The sequence below is a fragment of the Actinosynnema sp. NPDC053489 genome, assembly GCF_044544865.1.
GTDB lineage: Bacteria > Actinomycetota > Actinomycetes > Mycobacteriales > Pseudonocardiaceae > Actinosynnema.
In genome coordinates, this window is record NZ_JBITXT010000012.1 from 78,310 (window position 1) to 91,851 (window position 13,542).

A 13,542-nucleotide genomic window follows, 5' to 3' on the forward strand; every position below is an offset into this window, starting at 1 on the left:
GTCCGGCCGCGATACTGCCCGCCATGCTCACCGCCGACGGCCACCTGGTGCACTCCCCGGCGGACCTGGTGGACCTGGTGGAGTGCGACCACCGCAGCAGGCTGGCGCTGGCGCTGGCCGCGGGACTGCCCGGCGCGCCCACCCCGGACGACCGGTCGAACGCGCTCGCCACCCGGCACGGCCACGCGCACGAGCAGGCGGTCCTGGCCCGGTTCCGCGCCGAGCACGACGTGGTCGAGATCCCCCAGCCCGCGCCGACGCACGACGCGCTCACCGAGGCCGCCGCCCTGACCGCACGGGCCATCGCCGACCGCGCCCCGGTCATCTACCAGGCCGTCTTCTACGCCGACGGCTTCCACGGCCGCGCCGACTTCCTCGTCGCCACCGACCGGGGCTACGAACCGCACGACGCCAAGCTCGCCCGGCACGCCACCCCGGCCGCCGTCGTCCAGCTCACCGCCTACGCCAACGCGCTGGGCCGCCACGCCGGCCCCGCCATGCACCTGCGCCTGGGCGACGGCACGACCAAGACGTTCCGGGTCGCCGACTTCCTCCCGCTGGTCCGCGACCTCCAGGCCCGCCTGCGGGCCCGCCTGGCCGCACCCGCCCGCCTGCCCGAACGGCTGTGGGACGACGAACGCCCCGCCTGCGCCACCTGCCGGTTCGGCAGGCACTGCGCCACCGGCCGGGAAGCCGACCGCGACCTGTCCCTGGTCGCCGGCATCCGCGCCGACCAGCGCCGCAAGCTCGCCGCCGCCGGCCTGCGCACGATCGACGCCCTGGCCAACGCCACCCGCGCCGACCGCCCGGCCACGATGTCCGCGGCCACGTTCACCGGCCTGCGCGCCCAGGCCGCGCTGCAGGTCATCCAGGACGACTCGCGCACCGAGGACGACCCGGTCGGCAAGGTCGCCTACGAGGTCGTCGCGCCGGAGGCCCTGGCCGCCCTGCCCGTGCCCAGCCCCGGCGACCTGTTCTTCGACATGGAGGGCGACCCGTTCGCCCTCGACGGCGAGGGCCTGGAGTACCTGTTCGGCGTGGTCGGCGCGGACGAGCGGTTCACGCCGTTCTGGGCGCACACCCGACCGCAGGAGAAGGCCGCGTTCGAGCGGTTCGTCGACCACGCCGCGCGAGCGCTCCAAGAGCACCCCGACGCGCACGTCTACCACTACGCCCCGTACGAGGTGAACGCGCTCAAGAAGCTCGCCGCCCTGCACGGCACGCGTGAGGACGCCGTGGACCACCTGCTGCGCTCCGGCGCGCTGGTCGACCTCTACGCCGTCGTGCGCAAGGCGCTGCGCGTGTCCCAGCGGTCGTACTCGATCAAGTACCTGGAGCCGCTGTACATGCCGGGCGCCCGCGCGGGCGAGGTGACCACGGCCGTGTCCAGCATCGAGGCCTACGAGGAGTTCCTGGCGCTGCGGGACGCCGACCCGGCCCGCGCCGAGGAGGTGCTGACCGGCATCGCCGACTACAACGCCTACGACTGCGTGTCCACGCTGCGGCTCTACCGGTTCCTGCTGGAGGTCCGCGCGGAGGCGGGCATCGAGCCGCACGTGCCGGAGCCCTCGTTCACCGCGGAGATCGAGGACGAGATCGCCGCCCAGCGCCGCGCCGAGCGGGCCGAGCGCCTCGCCGCCGTGGTCGACCCGCTGCTGGCGGGCCTGCCGGACAACCCGGCGGAGGCGACCGACGACGAGCGCGCCCGGGCGCTGCTGGCCGCCGCCGTCGGCTACCACCGGCGGGAGACGAACCCGGCCTGGTGGGACTTCTTCCGGCAGGTCGCCGCGCCGTTGAGCGAGCTGGAGTCCGACAGCGCGTGCGCCGTGCCGGTGTCCGTGCGGGCGCAGGGCTGGGAGATGCCGTCGGGCCGGGTCCGCAAGGCCAGGCGCGAGGTGCGGGTGTGGTGCGACCCGGACCGGCCGCACCCCTTCGCCAAGGGCGACCAGGTCCGGCTGCTCTACCCCGGCACGCCCGCCAACGTCACCCGCGACGCGGTGGTGCTCGCCGAGTCCGCCGAGGACCTGGTGGTGCAGGAGAGCGCGGCGCCCGACGACGTGCACGACGGGCAGCCGATCGCCGTGCTGCCGGGCAGCCCCGTGCGGCCGACGCCCAAGGACGAGGCGGTCTACGACCTGGCCCGGGCCGTGGTGGACGAGCTGCCCGTGCTGCCGCCGCACCCCGGCGTCGACCTGGTCCGCCGCACCCCGCCCCGGCTGCGGACGGGTGCGCTGCCCCGCGGTGGCGACACGATCGCGGACGTGATCGCCGCGGTCGACGCGCTGGACGGCTCCACGCTCGCCGTGCAGGGCCCCCCGGGCGCGGGCAAGACCTACCTCGCGGGACGGCTGATCGCGCACCTGGTCCGGAGCGGTCGCAGCGTCGGCGTGACCTCCACCAGCCACAAGGCCGTGGAGAACGTGCTGGCCGCGGCCCTGGCCGCCGGCCGCGAGCTGGGCGTGCGGATCCCGACGGCGAAGCGGGCCAAGGGCGCGCCCGCGAAGGACTGCGCGTGGGAGCAGCCGCGCGACAACCCGGCGCTGGTGCGCTGGCGGGACGACCAGGGCGGGGGGCACCTGGTCGGCGGCACGGCGTGGACGTTCGCCAACGCGGCGCTGCGAGAGCGGCCGTTCGACGTGCTGATCGTGGACGAGGCCGGGCAGTTCGCGCTGGCCGACGCGCTGGCCGTGTCCACGTGCGCCCGCAACCTGGTGCTGCTGGGCGACCCGCAGCAGTTGCCGCAGGTCGTGCAGGGCACGCACCCGGCGGGCGCGGAGGCGTCGGCGCTGGGGCACCTGATCGGCGACGCGGACGTGATCCCGCCGGAGCTGGGCTACTTCCTGGACCAGACGCGGCGCATGCACCCGGCGGTGTGCGCGCCGGTGTCGAACCTGTCGTACGCGGGCCTGCTGCACGCGCACCCCGGTGCGGCCGCGCGCGGGATCGAGGGCGTGCCGTCCGGGGTGTACGTCCACTCGGTGCCGCACTCGCACAACACGACGTCGTCCGCCGAGGAGGCGGCGGCGGTGGTCGGCCTGGTGCGGTCGCTGATGGGTCGCATGTGGACGGACGGGCCGAACGCGCGGGCCCTGGACGACTCGGACGTCCTCGTGGTCGCGCCGTACAACCTCCAGGTGCGCCTGGTGCGTCGGGAGTTGGAGAAGCACGGCTACGAGCACGTCCGCGTGGGCACGGTGGACCGGTTCCAGGGCCAGGAGGCGCCCGTGGTGATCACCACGATGACCTCGTCGGCCGCCGTGGACCTGCCCCGCGGGCTCGACTTCCTGTTGTCCCGCAACCGGTTGAACGTGGCGCTGTCGCGCGCGCAGGCGGTGGCGGTCGTGGTGTGCTCGCCGCGGCTGGTGGAGGCCGACGTCCGCGGGGTGGACCAGCTCCGCCTGGTCTCGGGGATGATCGGGCTGATGGCCGACGCCGCCCGGTGGGACATCGACGGGGGCTATGGCCAAACCGTATGACGCGGTCCGTTCACCCGCTCTTAATGTCGTAACACACGAACACCTCCTCACCCTGCACCGAAGGAGATCGTGTGACGAAGAGAGTGCTGCGCCTGCTGTCCGGGGCGCTGTTCACGACCATCGCACTGGTGGGCACCGTCCTGGTCGGCCCGGCGTCGGCGGCGACCGCGCCGTCGGCCCTGGCCAGGACCGTCTACTACAGCGCCTCCGGCTACTCGGCGGAAGCCGACCAGGCCGCGCAGATCTGGAACTCCAGCGCGCCGAACGTGCGGATGGTCCGCGGCGGCAGCGCCACGATCCGGATCTACCCGACCACCGGCGGCGGTTCCCGGGCCTACCCCTGCGGGCTCGGGTGCGCCACGATCTACATCGACTCGCGCGACGTCGCGGCGGGCAACTCCGCGCTGCGGATCGTGACCCACGAGATCGGGCACGGCCTCGGCCTGCCCGACAACTACAACGGCATCTGCTCGTACCTGATGTCGGGTGGCAGCGCGGGCACGTCGTGCCGCAACCCCTACCCCAACGCCCAGGAGGCGAGCCGGGTGAACCAGCTGTTCGCGGGCGGTTACAGCACCTCGGTGCCGAAGACCGACGTGTACGCGAGGGGCTGACGGCGGCGGGTGGCGCGGTGGTCCACCGGCCGCCGCGCCACCCGGCTCCGGGAGGGCGGAACCACTCGAACGGGAGGAAAACGGCCAGTCCGCCGAGGACCGTCCGAACGGACCAGCCGATTCCGACCGGTGGAGTTACCCGGAGGTCTCAAAACTACGGGAAGTAGTTACCTAACCCCGGATCGAGTTGTTACATAGTCCCCGATATGGTGACGCGGTTCCTCTGCCCTTCCCTCAGGAGCCCTCACATGCAGTTCGCCAGAGTCGGCGCCCTGGTCGGTGCCGTCACCGCCGCCGTCGCCGCGACCGTCTTCGCCGCCGTCCCCGCTTCCGCTCACACCCCGACGGTCGACGCGGCCTGCGTCGACAAGGTCAGCACGCTGAGCGTCAACCTCAAGGACTACCGCGTCGAGCAGGGCAAGAAGAACAAGGTCGTCGTGACGGTCGACGACCAGGAGCCGAAGACCTTCGAGTTCGACAAGGACTTCAGCAAGAACTTCACCACCGAGCCCGCCACGGTGACCCACAAGTACAAGGTCGAGGTCAAGGCGTGGGACGACCCGAACGGTGACAAGAAGTTCACGCGGACGTTCGACCGCAGCACCGAGGCGTGCGTGAAGGGCGTCCCGCCGACCACCACGACCACGACCACCACCACGACGACGACGACCACCGTCGAGGCGACCACCACCACGGTCGAGACGACGACGGAGTCGGCGCCGGCGGTCACCACGACCACCGAGGCCGCCGTCGTGCCCGCCGGCGACACCAAGCCGCTGGCCAACACCGGCGCGAGCATCGCGATCCCGCTGGTGATCGGCCTCGTGCTGCTCGGCGGCGGCGCGGCCCTGCTGGTCGTGCTGCGCAAGCGCGCGGCGAACAACTAGCACCTCGACGGCTCGGGCCCGGTCACCGCGGTGGTGGCCGGGCCCGAGCCGTCCCTACGGCAGCACCTGGATCTTGCGACCCCGGCCCGCCCGGAACCGTGCCAGCGCCGAGGCGTACTCCCCCAGCGGCAGGCGGTCGCTGATGAACACCTCCGGGTCCAGCACCCCCGCCGCGAACAGGTCGGCCGCCCGCTCGAACGAGTGCAGCACCGCCATCGAGCCGGTGATGGTGATCTCCTCGTTGTAGATCCGGTACGGGTCGATGGTCACGCGCGCGGCGTAGTCGGCGACGCCGAACTGCAGGAACGTCCCGCCCTTGGCGACGCGGCCCAGCCCGTCCTGGATCGCGCCCTCGTTGCCGGTGGCGTCGATGACGACGTCCCACCCGCCCGGCCGGTCCAGCTCGTCGGGCGTGGTGGCGGTGGCGGTCACGCCGAGGCGCTCGGCCGTGGCCAGCCGGTCCGGGTTGACGTCGACCACCTCGATCGACGACGCGCCGGTCAGCTTGCCGAGCTGGAGCATCATCAGGCCCATCGTGCCCGAGCCGTAGATCAGCACCCGGTCGGCCAGCCGCGAGCGCAGCACGTCGTACCCGCGCACCGCGCACGACAGGGGCTCGATCAGCGCGGCGTCCTCGGTCCGCACGTGGTCGGGCAACTTCACGCAGTTCGCCACCGGTGCCAGCGCGTACTCGGCCGCGCCGCCGCCGGTCGTGACGCCGATCGCCGCCCACCGCTCGCACAGGTTGGCGCGCCCCGACCGGCACATGCGGCACTCGTGGCAGTACAGCGAGGGGTCCACCGCGACCCGGTCGCCGACCGCCACCTCCGCCACCTCCGGGCCGACCTCCACGACCACGCCGGCGAACTCGTGCCCCGGCACGACCGGCAGGGTGGGCGCGAACTCGCCCTGGAGGATGTGCAGGTCCGTGCCGCACAGCCCGCACGCCGCCACGTCCACGACGACCTGGCGCGGGCCCGGCGTCGGGTCGGGCACCTCGGCGACCTCCACCGCGCCCACCCCGGTGATCACGGCTGCTTTCACTTCACGGCTCCCAGCGAGAGGCCCTGGACCAGCTTGTCCTGGGCGGCGAACCCGGCGACGAGCACCGGCAGCGACACGACCACGGCGGCGGCGCACACCTTGGCCAGGAACAACCCCTGGCTGGTGACGAACCCGGTGAGGTGCACCGGCGCGGTGCCCGCGACCACGCCGGTCAGCACGCGGGCGAACAGCAGCTCGTTCCAGCTGAAGATGAAGCAGATCAACGAGGTCGCGGCGATGCCGGGCAGGGCGACCGGCGCCACGACCCGCCGCAGCGTGGTGACCAGGCCCGCGCCGTCCAGCGCGGCGGCCTCCAGGATCTCCACCGGCACCTCGGCCAGGAACGACCGCATCAGCCACACCGCGATCGGCAGGTTCATCGACGTGTAGAGCACGGCCAGGAACGTGATGTTGTCCAGCAGGCCGGTGTGCCGGGCGACGAGGTAGACCGGCAGCAGGCCGGCCACGACGGGCAGCATCTTGGTGGACAGGAAGAAGAACAGCACGTCCGACCACTTCTCGACCTTCTTGATCGACAGCGCGTACGCCGCCGGGGTCGCCAGCAGCAGCACGAGCACCGTCGAGCCGACGGACGCGCCGAGCGAGTTGATCAGCGGCGGCCACGGGTCGGAGTCGAAGAACGCGGCGTAGGAGTCGAACGTGACGGGCGCGGCCGGGGACGGCGGGTTGGTCGCCGCGTCCGGCTCGCTGTGCAGGGAGGTGAGCACCATCCACGCCACGGGTGCGAAGAACACCAGTCCCGCGCACCACGCGGCCAGGCCGAGCAGGCGCCTCATGCCCGTGCCCCCTTCGGGTCCGCGGCACCGCCGCCCTCCTCGCGCAGCAGCGAGGACACCACGCGCAAGGCGAACGTGGCGATGGCGATCGAGCCGACGACCACGACGACCCCCGCGGCGGACGCCTGGCCGTAGTCGTGCGCCTGGTAGAAGGTCTGGTAGATCGTGTACGGCAGGTTCGCCGTGCCCAGGCCGCCCGAGGTGATCGTGAAGACGGCGTCGAAGTTCTGCACGACGTGGATCGAGCCGAGCAGCGCGCCCAGCTCCAGGTACGGGCGCAGGTGCGGCAGCGTGAGGTGGCGGAACACCTGCCACGGCGTGGCCCCGTCGACGCGCGCGGCCTCGACCGCGTCGTGCGGGCGGCTCTGCAGGCCCGCCAGCAGGATCAGCATCATGAACGGCGTCCACTGCCACACCAGCGACGCCTCGACGGCGAGCAGCGGCATGCCGCCGATCCACTCCGGCTGCGGCGCGTCCGGGCCGAACAGCCACGTCAGCACGCCGTTGAACAGGCCGTACTCGGGGTTGTAGAGCGCGTGCTTCCACAGCAGCGCGGCGGCGACGGGCACCACCAGGAACGGCGAGATCAGCATCGTGCGCACCACTCCGCGGCCGGCGAACCTGCGGTCGAGCAGCAGCGCCAACCCCAGTCCCAGCACGAGGCCGACCAGCACGACGGTGGCGGTCAGCACGGCCGTGACGCCGATCGCCGAGCGCAGGTCCGGGTCGGTGAACACGGCGGCGTAGTTGTCGAGGCCCGCGAACCCGCGGTGGGTCGGGTCCAGCGAGTTCCACCGCATCAGCGAGATCACCAGCGTCGCGGCGAACGGCAGTTGCGTGACCACGATGGTGAACAGGAGGGCGGGGAGCAGCGGCGCGCGTCGTGCCCAGCGCGCTGCCGCCGCCTGCCGCGACCGCGCCGGGGGCGTCGGCACGGCCCGCGCCGGCGCCTCCCGCACGGTGGTCACCGGGTCCGCCCGATCGGCGTGGGGTTCCTCATCGGTTGCCCCGGTACTTCTCGGCGACGACCTCGGCCAGCGCCTGGCCCTCCGCCAGCGCCGCCTCCACCGTCGTGCTGCCCGCGATGGCCGCGCTCACCTGCTGCGACACCTGCGTGCCCAGGTCGGTGAACTCCGGGATGCCGACGAACTGGATGCCGCTCGCGGGCCGCTCCTGCACGCCCGGGTCGGTGGGCTTCGCGCCCGCGATGGCCGCCTCCGCCTGCCGGGCGAACGAACCGCCGGCCGCCTGGTACTCGGGCCGCCGGTAGGTCGACTTCCGCTTGCCGTCGGGCAGCTTCGACCAGCCCAGGGTCTTGCCGACCAGCTCCTCGTAGCCCTTGCCGGAGGCCCACGACACGAACTTCCACGCCTTGTCGGCCTTCTCGCTCGCCTTCTGGATGCCGAACGCCCACGTGTAGAGCCACGCCGAGCTCGCGGTCCGGACGACCGGGGCCTGGGCGAAGCCCAGCTTGCCCTTGACCGGCGAGTCGTCGGCCTCCAGCAGGCCGGCGGCGACCGTGGCGTCGTACCACATGGCGACCTTGCCCTGGGTCATGTTGTTCAGGCACTCGGCGAACCCGGCCTGCGACGCGCCCGCCTCGCCGTGCGCCCGGACCAGGTCGACGTAGAAGCGGGTGGCCTCCGCGAACTCCGGCGAGTCGAGCGCCGCCCGCCAGTCCTTGGTGAACCACGTGCCGCCGAACGTGTTGACCACCGTGGTGAGCGGCGCCACCAGCTGGCCCCAGCCGGGCTGGCCGCGCAGGCAGATGCCCTTCATGCCGGGCTGCGCGCCGTCGACCCGGGCCGCGAGGTCGGCGACCTGCTGCCACGTCGGCCGCTCGGGCATCGTCAGGCCCTTGGCGTCCAGCACGTCCTTGCGGTACATGAGGAAGGACGACTCGCCGTAGAACGGCTGCGCGTACACCTTGCCGTCGGCGGCGGTGAGGGACTGGCGGATCGGCTCCAGCACGTCGTCCTGGTCGAAGCCCGGGTCCGCGGCGACGTAATCGTCCAGCGGGGTGAGCCAGCCGTTCCGGGCGTAGATCGGCGTCTCGTAGTTGCTGATGGTGGCCACGTCGTACTGGCCCGCCTGGCTGGAGAAGTCCTGGCTGATCTTGTCGCGGACGTCGTTCTCGGGCAGCACGGTGAAGTTGACCGCGATGCCGGTGTCCGCGGTGAAGTGCTCGGCGGTGAGCTTCTGGAGGTCCTGCAGCTGCGGGTTGTTGACCATCAGGACGTTGATCGAGTCGCCGCCGCCGCTCCCGCCGCCCGCGCCGGCGCACGCGGTCGTGGCCAGGAGCACCGCGGCCAGCAGGCCGCCGTACCGCAATGACTTCATCGTCTTGCCCTCCTCGGGGCGAGCGGAACCAGACCCCTGGTGCGGAGGGGTCCGTGCGTGGGTTGGGGTCAGGCCCGGACGACCTTCGGTCCGAGCAGGGCGTAGCGGTGCGCCTCGCCCGCGGGCAGCACCGAGTCGGTGATCACCGCTTCGAGGTCGGCGACGCCGCCGAACCGGTGGAAGCTCGACACGCCGAACTTCGTGTGCACGCCGACGAAGATCCGCCTGCGGGCCGAGGCCAGCGCCTGCGCCTTCACCGCGCCGACGGCCGGGTCGGGCGTGGTGAGGCCGTGCTCGCGGGAGATGCCGTTCGCCCCGATGTAGGCCAGGTCGATCACCATCTCCGAGAGCATGCGGGTGGCCCAGTGGTCGACCGTGGCGAGCGTGCGGCCGCGCATCCGCCCGCCGAGCAGCAGCACGGTCGTGGACGGCACCTCCGACAGCGCGGCGGCCGTCGGCAGGGACGCGGTGACCACCGTCAACGGCCTGCCGGTCGGCAGTGCCTCGGCGACCAGCTGGGGCGTGTAGCCCTCGTCGACGAACACGGTCTCGGCGTCGCCGAGCCGGTCCGCGGCGGCACGGGCGATCCGCCGCTTCTCCGGCACCATCGAGGCGGAGCGGAACTTCAGCCCCGTCTCGAACCCGGCGCTCTCCACCGGGAACGCGCCGCCGTGCGTGCGGCGGACGAGGCCGTGCTCGTCCAGCACCCGCAGGTCGCGCCGCACGGTCTCCGGCGCGACGTCCAGCTCGACCGCGATGTCGGCCACCTCGACCCGGCCGTCCGCCCGGGCCCTGGCCAGGATCCGGCGCTTGCGCTCGTCCGCCCGCACGTCGCCTCCCTGCCCGGTCGGACCGTCGCTGCCCGTTCGGGCCGCCCTTCAAGGTCTAACACCGCCCGATCGGTGTGGCCAGCGCCACAGCGGCGTGATCGGTGCCCGGGTTCGGCCCGTTTCCCCTGACCGAACGCACACGTCCCGCCGCTTCCGTGCCCGATTGGGCCCGTGCGGCTGCCCGTTCCCACCCCGTCCCCGCCGCGCCCGCCGAACGCGAGCGTTGAACCCACCCCTCGCGAACGCAGGACTCTCGCGCCCCGAACGCAGGACTCTCGCGAGAGTCGTACGTTCAGGTCGCGAGAGTCCTGCGTTCACGACCCCCGAGTTCAACGCTCGGGGCGGGAGATCAGGCGTTCACGCCGGTCAACGCAGGGTAGTCGGTGTAGCCCACCTCGGTGCCGCCGAAGAACGTGGCCGGGTCCGGGGTGTTGAACGGGCCGCCGCGGGCCAGGCGGGCCGGCAGGTCCGGGTTCGCCAGGAACAGCGCGCCGAAGCTCAACGCGTCCGCCACGCCGTCGTCCAGCAGGTGCAGCTCGTCCGGGCCGGTCACGCCGTCGGGCGTGTGCGGGTTGAGGATCAGCACGCCGGAGAACCGCTTGCGCAGCTCCAGCGTCAACGCCCGCTCGCCGGTCTCGCCGATGTGCAGGTACGCCAGGCCGAACGGGTCGATCGCGTCCACCAGCGCGGGGTACAGCTCGTGGGTCGACTCCTCGGCGATGTCGTTGTACGGGTTGGCCGGCGAGATCCGCAGCCCGACGCGGTGCGCGCCGATCGCCTCGGACGTCGCGCGGACCACCTCCACCACGAACCGGATGCGGTTGGCCACCGAACCGCCCCACTCGTCGGTGCGCAGGTTGGTGTTGTCGGCGAGGAACTGGTGCAGCAGGTAGCCGTTCGCGCCGTGCAGCTCGATGCCGTCGAACCCGGCCTCGACCGCGTTGCGGGCGGCGGTGGCGAAGTCGGCGATGGTGGCCTCGACCTCCGCCGCGCTCAGCTCCGCGGGCGTCGGGTACTCCTCCATGCCCGTGCCGGTGAACAGCGAACCCGCCGCGCGCACCGGGGACGCGCCCACGGGGTGCAGGTCGCCGGGCAGCACGCTGGGGTGGCCGATCCGGCCGGCGTGCATGAGCTGCGCGAAGATCCGCCCGCCCGCCGCGTGCACCGCGTCCGTGACGGCACGCCAGCCCGCGACCTGCTCGGCGCTGTGCAGCCCCGGCGTGAACGGGTAGCCCTGGCCGACGACCGACGGCTGGATGCCCTCCGTGATGATCAACCCGGCGCCGGCGCGCTGCGCGTAGTACTCGGCCATGAGGGGCGTCGGCACCGTCTCGTACGCGCGGCTGCGGGTCATCGGGGCCATCACGATCCGGTTGGCGAGCTTGGTGCCGGCGAGGTCGAGGGGTTCGAACGCGGTGCTGCCGCTCATGGCTTCCTCCAGGTTGCTGTCTTTACCTGCCCGAACAGTAATCCGAACTCGGATGATTCCCGCACGATCACGTGATGGCCGTCACTCCCACGGGTGGCTAGACTCGAAACATGGCCACGACAGGACAAAATCCCACGTCAACGCCGGTTCCCCAGGTCGCGGACGGCGGCCCGGTCAGCCACGCGATCTTCCGCGTCGCCCGCCTCCACCGCCTCCTGGCGGCACAACTGCTCAGGCAGGCAAACCTGCACCCCGGCCAGGAGGTGGTGATGATGCACCTGTGGGACCGCGGCCCGCGGCGGCAGGCCGACCTGTGCGAGGAGCTGGGCTCGGACTCGCCCACCATGACCAGGACCGTGCAGCGGCTGGAACGCGCGGGCTTCGTCCACCGCTCGCCCGACCCGACCGACGGCCGCGCCGTGCTGGTCGAGTCCACCGCCGCGGGCCACGCGCTGCGGCACGAGGTCGAGCGCGTGTGGCGCGAGCTGGAGGCGGCCACCCTCGGCGAGCTGGACGAAGCCCAGCAGGCCGAGACCCTGAGGGTGCTCGGCCTGCTGGAGTGCAACCTGGCGGCGCGGACCCAGCGGCCCGCGCGGATCAGCGAGTCCTGATCCAGGCCGCCGTGTCGGGCGGCACGGCGCCGTCCACGAGGGGTCCGCTGGTCAGCAGCACGCCGTCGTGCGCGGGCAGCGCGACCGGCTCGGCGGACAGGTTCAGCACGCACGCGAAGTCGTCGCCTCGGGTGAACGCGACCACGCCCGGCCCGAGGTCGAGCCACCCCATCGGCCCGTCGCCCAGCGAGCGCTCCGCCCGCCGCAGCGCCAGCACCGTGCGGTAGTGCGCGAGCATCGAGTCCGGGTCGCCGGTCTGCGCGGCCACCGACAGCGACCGCCAGTGCTCCGGCCGCGGCAGCCACGACGGGCCGTCGTCACCCCACGGGATCGGCACCCGGCACCCGTCCCGGCCCCGGTCGGTGTGGCCGGAGCGCACCCACACGGGGTCCTCGCGCAGCTCGTCGGGCAGGTCGTCGACCTCCTCCAGCCCCAACTCCTCGCCCTGGTAGACGTACACGCACCCGGGCAGCGCCGTGGTCAGCATGATCGCCGCCCGCGCCCGCTTCGTGCCCAGCTCCAGGTCCGTGGGCGTGAGGTGCTGGCGGCGGCCGAAGTCGAACGACGAGTCCTCCCGGCCCATCCGCGACACGTGCCGCGTCACGTCGTGGTTGGACAGCACCCACGTGGGCGGCGCCCCGACCGGCGCGTGCGCGGCCAGCGTGGCGTCGATGACCCGCCGCAGCTCCCCCGGCTCCCAGGGGCAGCACAGGAAGTCGAAGTTGAACGCCGAGTGCAGCTCGTCCGCGCGCAGGTAGCGGGCGAACCGCTCCGGGTCGGGCAGCCACATCTCGCCGACGAACACCCGCTCGTCCGGGTACTCGTCGAGCACCCGGCGCCACGACCGGTAGATCTCGTGCACGCCGTCCTGGTCGGAGTAGGGCAGCTCGGCGTCGGGCTTGGAGAAGTCCTTGACCAGGCCGTCGGCCACGTCGATGCGGAACCCGTCGACCCCGCGGTCCAGCCAGAACCGCAGGATCGACTCGAACTCCGCCCGCACCTCCGGGTTGGTCCAGTTCAGGTCCGGCTGCTCCGGGCTGTACAGGTGCAGGTACCACGAGCCGTCCGGCGCCTGGCTCCACGCCGGGCCGCCGAACCGCGACCGCCAGTCGTTCGGCGGCGCGTCGCCCTCGTGGAACCAGAACCGGTCCCTCCCCCGGCCCGCCAGCGCCTCCTGGAACCAGGGGTGCCGGTCCGAGCAGTGGTTGGGGACGATGTCGATGATCACCCGCAGGCCCACCGCGTGCGCCTCGCCGATCAGCTTCTCCGCCTCCACGAGCGTGCCGAACACCGGCTCGATGTCGCGGTAGTCGGCGACGTCGTAGCCGCCGTCCGCCAGCGGCGACGGGTACCAGGGGCTGAGCCAGATCGCGTCCACACCCAACTCGGCGAGGTACGGGAGCTTCTGGCGCAGGCCCGCCAGGTCCCCGATCCCGTCGCCGTTGCCGTCGGCGAAGCTGCGCGGGTACACCTGGTAGATGGCCGCACCGCGCCACCAGTTCATGTGGATCCTC

11 protein-coding genes are annotated in these 13,542 nt (G+C 72.8%); 4 read left to right on the forward strand and 7 right to left on the reverse strand.

Annotation, left to right across the window (positions count from 1 at the left end):
* The first annotated feature begins 47 nt into the window (after positions 1–47).
* From ACIGNX_RS25795 to ACIGNX_RS25805, 3 genes are all read left to right on the forward strand, one after another.
* Positions 48–3,476 (forward strand): TM0106 family RecB-like putative nuclease, encoded by a 3,429-nt coding sequence (locus tag ACIGNX_RS25795; RefSeq protein WP_396543420.1) that lies wholly within the window; start codon positions 48–50, stop codon positions 3,474–3,476.
* Positions 3,477–3,547: 71 nt separating this feature from the next.
* Entirely contained in the window at positions 3,548–4,090 is a 543-nt protein-coding gene (locus ACIGNX_RS25800) for a snapalysin family zinc-dependent metalloprotease (protein WP_396543270.1), read from the forward strand.
* A gap of 248 nt (positions 4,091–4,338) precedes the next feature.
* Positions 4,339–4,977, forward strand: a complete 639-nt coding sequence (locus ACIGNX_RS25805; RefSeq protein WP_396543271.1) for an LPXTG cell wall anchor domain-containing protein — start codon at positions 4,339–4,341, stop codon at positions 4,975–4,977.
* A gap of 54 nt (positions 4,978–5,031) precedes the next feature.
* On the opposite strand, the gene ACIGNX_RS25810 is transcribed toward ACIGNX_RS25805, so the two are convergent.
* The 6 genes from ACIGNX_RS25810 to ACIGNX_RS25835 all read right to left on the reverse strand — a co-directional run bounded on the left by ACIGNX_RS25810 (position 5,032) and on the right by ACIGNX_RS25835 (position 11,417).
* A complete protein-coding gene (locus ACIGNX_RS25810) occupies positions 5,032–6,021 on the reverse strand; it encodes a zinc-dependent alcohol dehydrogenase family protein (RefSeq protein WP_396543272.1) in 990 nt (329 codons plus the stop codon).
* Complete coding sequence (locus tag ACIGNX_RS25815) at positions 6,018–6,818, reverse strand: carbohydrate ABC transporter permease (protein ID WP_396543273.1); 801 nt, start codon at positions 6,816–6,818, stop codon at positions 6,018–6,020. Before ACIGNX_RS25815 ends, ACIGNX_RS25810 begins: the two co-directional genes overlap by 4 nt.
* Positions 6,815–7,786, reverse strand: coding sequence for a carbohydrate ABC transporter permease (locus ACIGNX_RS25820; RefSeq protein WP_396543274.1), 972 nt, complete (start codon positions 7,784–7,786; stop codon positions 6,815–6,817). The genes ACIGNX_RS25815 and ACIGNX_RS25820 overlap by 4 nt, the downstream gene beginning before the upstream one ends.
* 28 nt (positions 7,787–7,814) lie before the next feature.
* On the reverse strand, positions 7,815–9,158 hold the full coding sequence (locus ACIGNX_RS25825) for an ABC transporter substrate-binding protein (RefSeq protein ID WP_396543275.1): 1,344 nt from the start codon (positions 9,156–9,158) through the stop codon (positions 7,815–7,817).
* A gap of 68 nt (positions 9,159–9,226) precedes the next feature.
* Positions 9,227–9,988, reverse strand: a complete 762-nt coding sequence (locus ACIGNX_RS25830; RefSeq protein ID WP_396543276.1) for a DeoR/GlpR family DNA-binding transcription regulator — start codon at positions 9,986–9,988, stop codon at positions 9,227–9,229.
* Between the two features lie 349 nt (positions 9,989–10,337).
* Positions 10,338–11,417 carry an alkene reductase gene (locus ACIGNX_RS25835; RefSeq protein ID WP_396543277.1) on the reverse strand — a complete coding sequence of 360 codons (1,080 nt, stop codon included), beginning with the start codon at positions 11,415–11,417 and terminating at the stop codon, positions 10,338–10,340.
* A gap of 110 nt (positions 11,418–11,527) precedes the next feature.
* Here ACIGNX_RS25835 and ACIGNX_RS25840 point away from each other — a divergent pair, with 110 nt between their 5' ends.
* Positions 11,528–12,028 (forward strand): MarR family winged helix-turn-helix transcriptional regulator, encoded by a 501-nt coding sequence (locus tag ACIGNX_RS25840; protein WP_396543278.1) that lies wholly within the window; start codon positions 11,528–11,530, stop codon positions 12,026–12,028.
* Here ACIGNX_RS25840 and ACIGNX_RS25845 read toward each other — a convergent pair.
* The gene (locus ACIGNX_RS25845; RefSeq protein ID WP_396543279.1) at positions 12,015–13,532 is read right to left on the reverse strand and encodes a glycoside hydrolase family 13 protein; all 1,518 of its coding nucleotides are present in this window, start codon (positions 13,530–13,532) and stop codon (positions 12,015–12,017) included. The genes ACIGNX_RS25840 and ACIGNX_RS25845 overlap by 14 nt on opposite strands.
* Between the last annotated feature and the right edge of the window lie 10 nt (positions 13,533–13,542).

Excerpts from the sequence above, each read along its gene's own strand:
- ACIGNX_RS25805 (WP_396543271.1), top strand. The coding sequence starts at position 4,339 with ATGCAGTTCGCCAGAGTCGGCGCCCTGGTCGGTGCCGTCACCGCCGCC.
- ACIGNX_RS25815 (WP_396543273.1), bottom strand. The coding sequence starts at position 6,818 with ATGAGGCGCCTGCTCGGCCTGGCCGCGTGGTGCGCGGGACTGGTGTTC.
- ACIGNX_RS25825 (WP_396543275.1), bottom strand. The coding sequence starts at position 9,158 with ATGAAGTCATTGCGGTACGGCGGCCTGCTGGCCGCGGTGCTCCTGGCC.
- ACIGNX_RS25835 (WP_396543277.1), bottom strand. The coding sequence starts at position 11,417 with ATGAGCGGCAGCACCGCGTTCGAACCCCTCGACCTCGCCGGCACCAAG.
- ACIGNX_RS25840 (WP_396543278.1), top strand. The coding sequence starts at position 11,528 with ATGGCCACGACAGGACAAAATCCCACGTCAACGCCGGTTCCCCAGGTC.
- ACIGNX_RS25845 (WP_396543279.1), bottom strand. The coding sequence starts at position 13,532 with ATGAACTGGTGGCGCGGTGCGGCCATCTACCAGGTGTACCCGCGCAGC.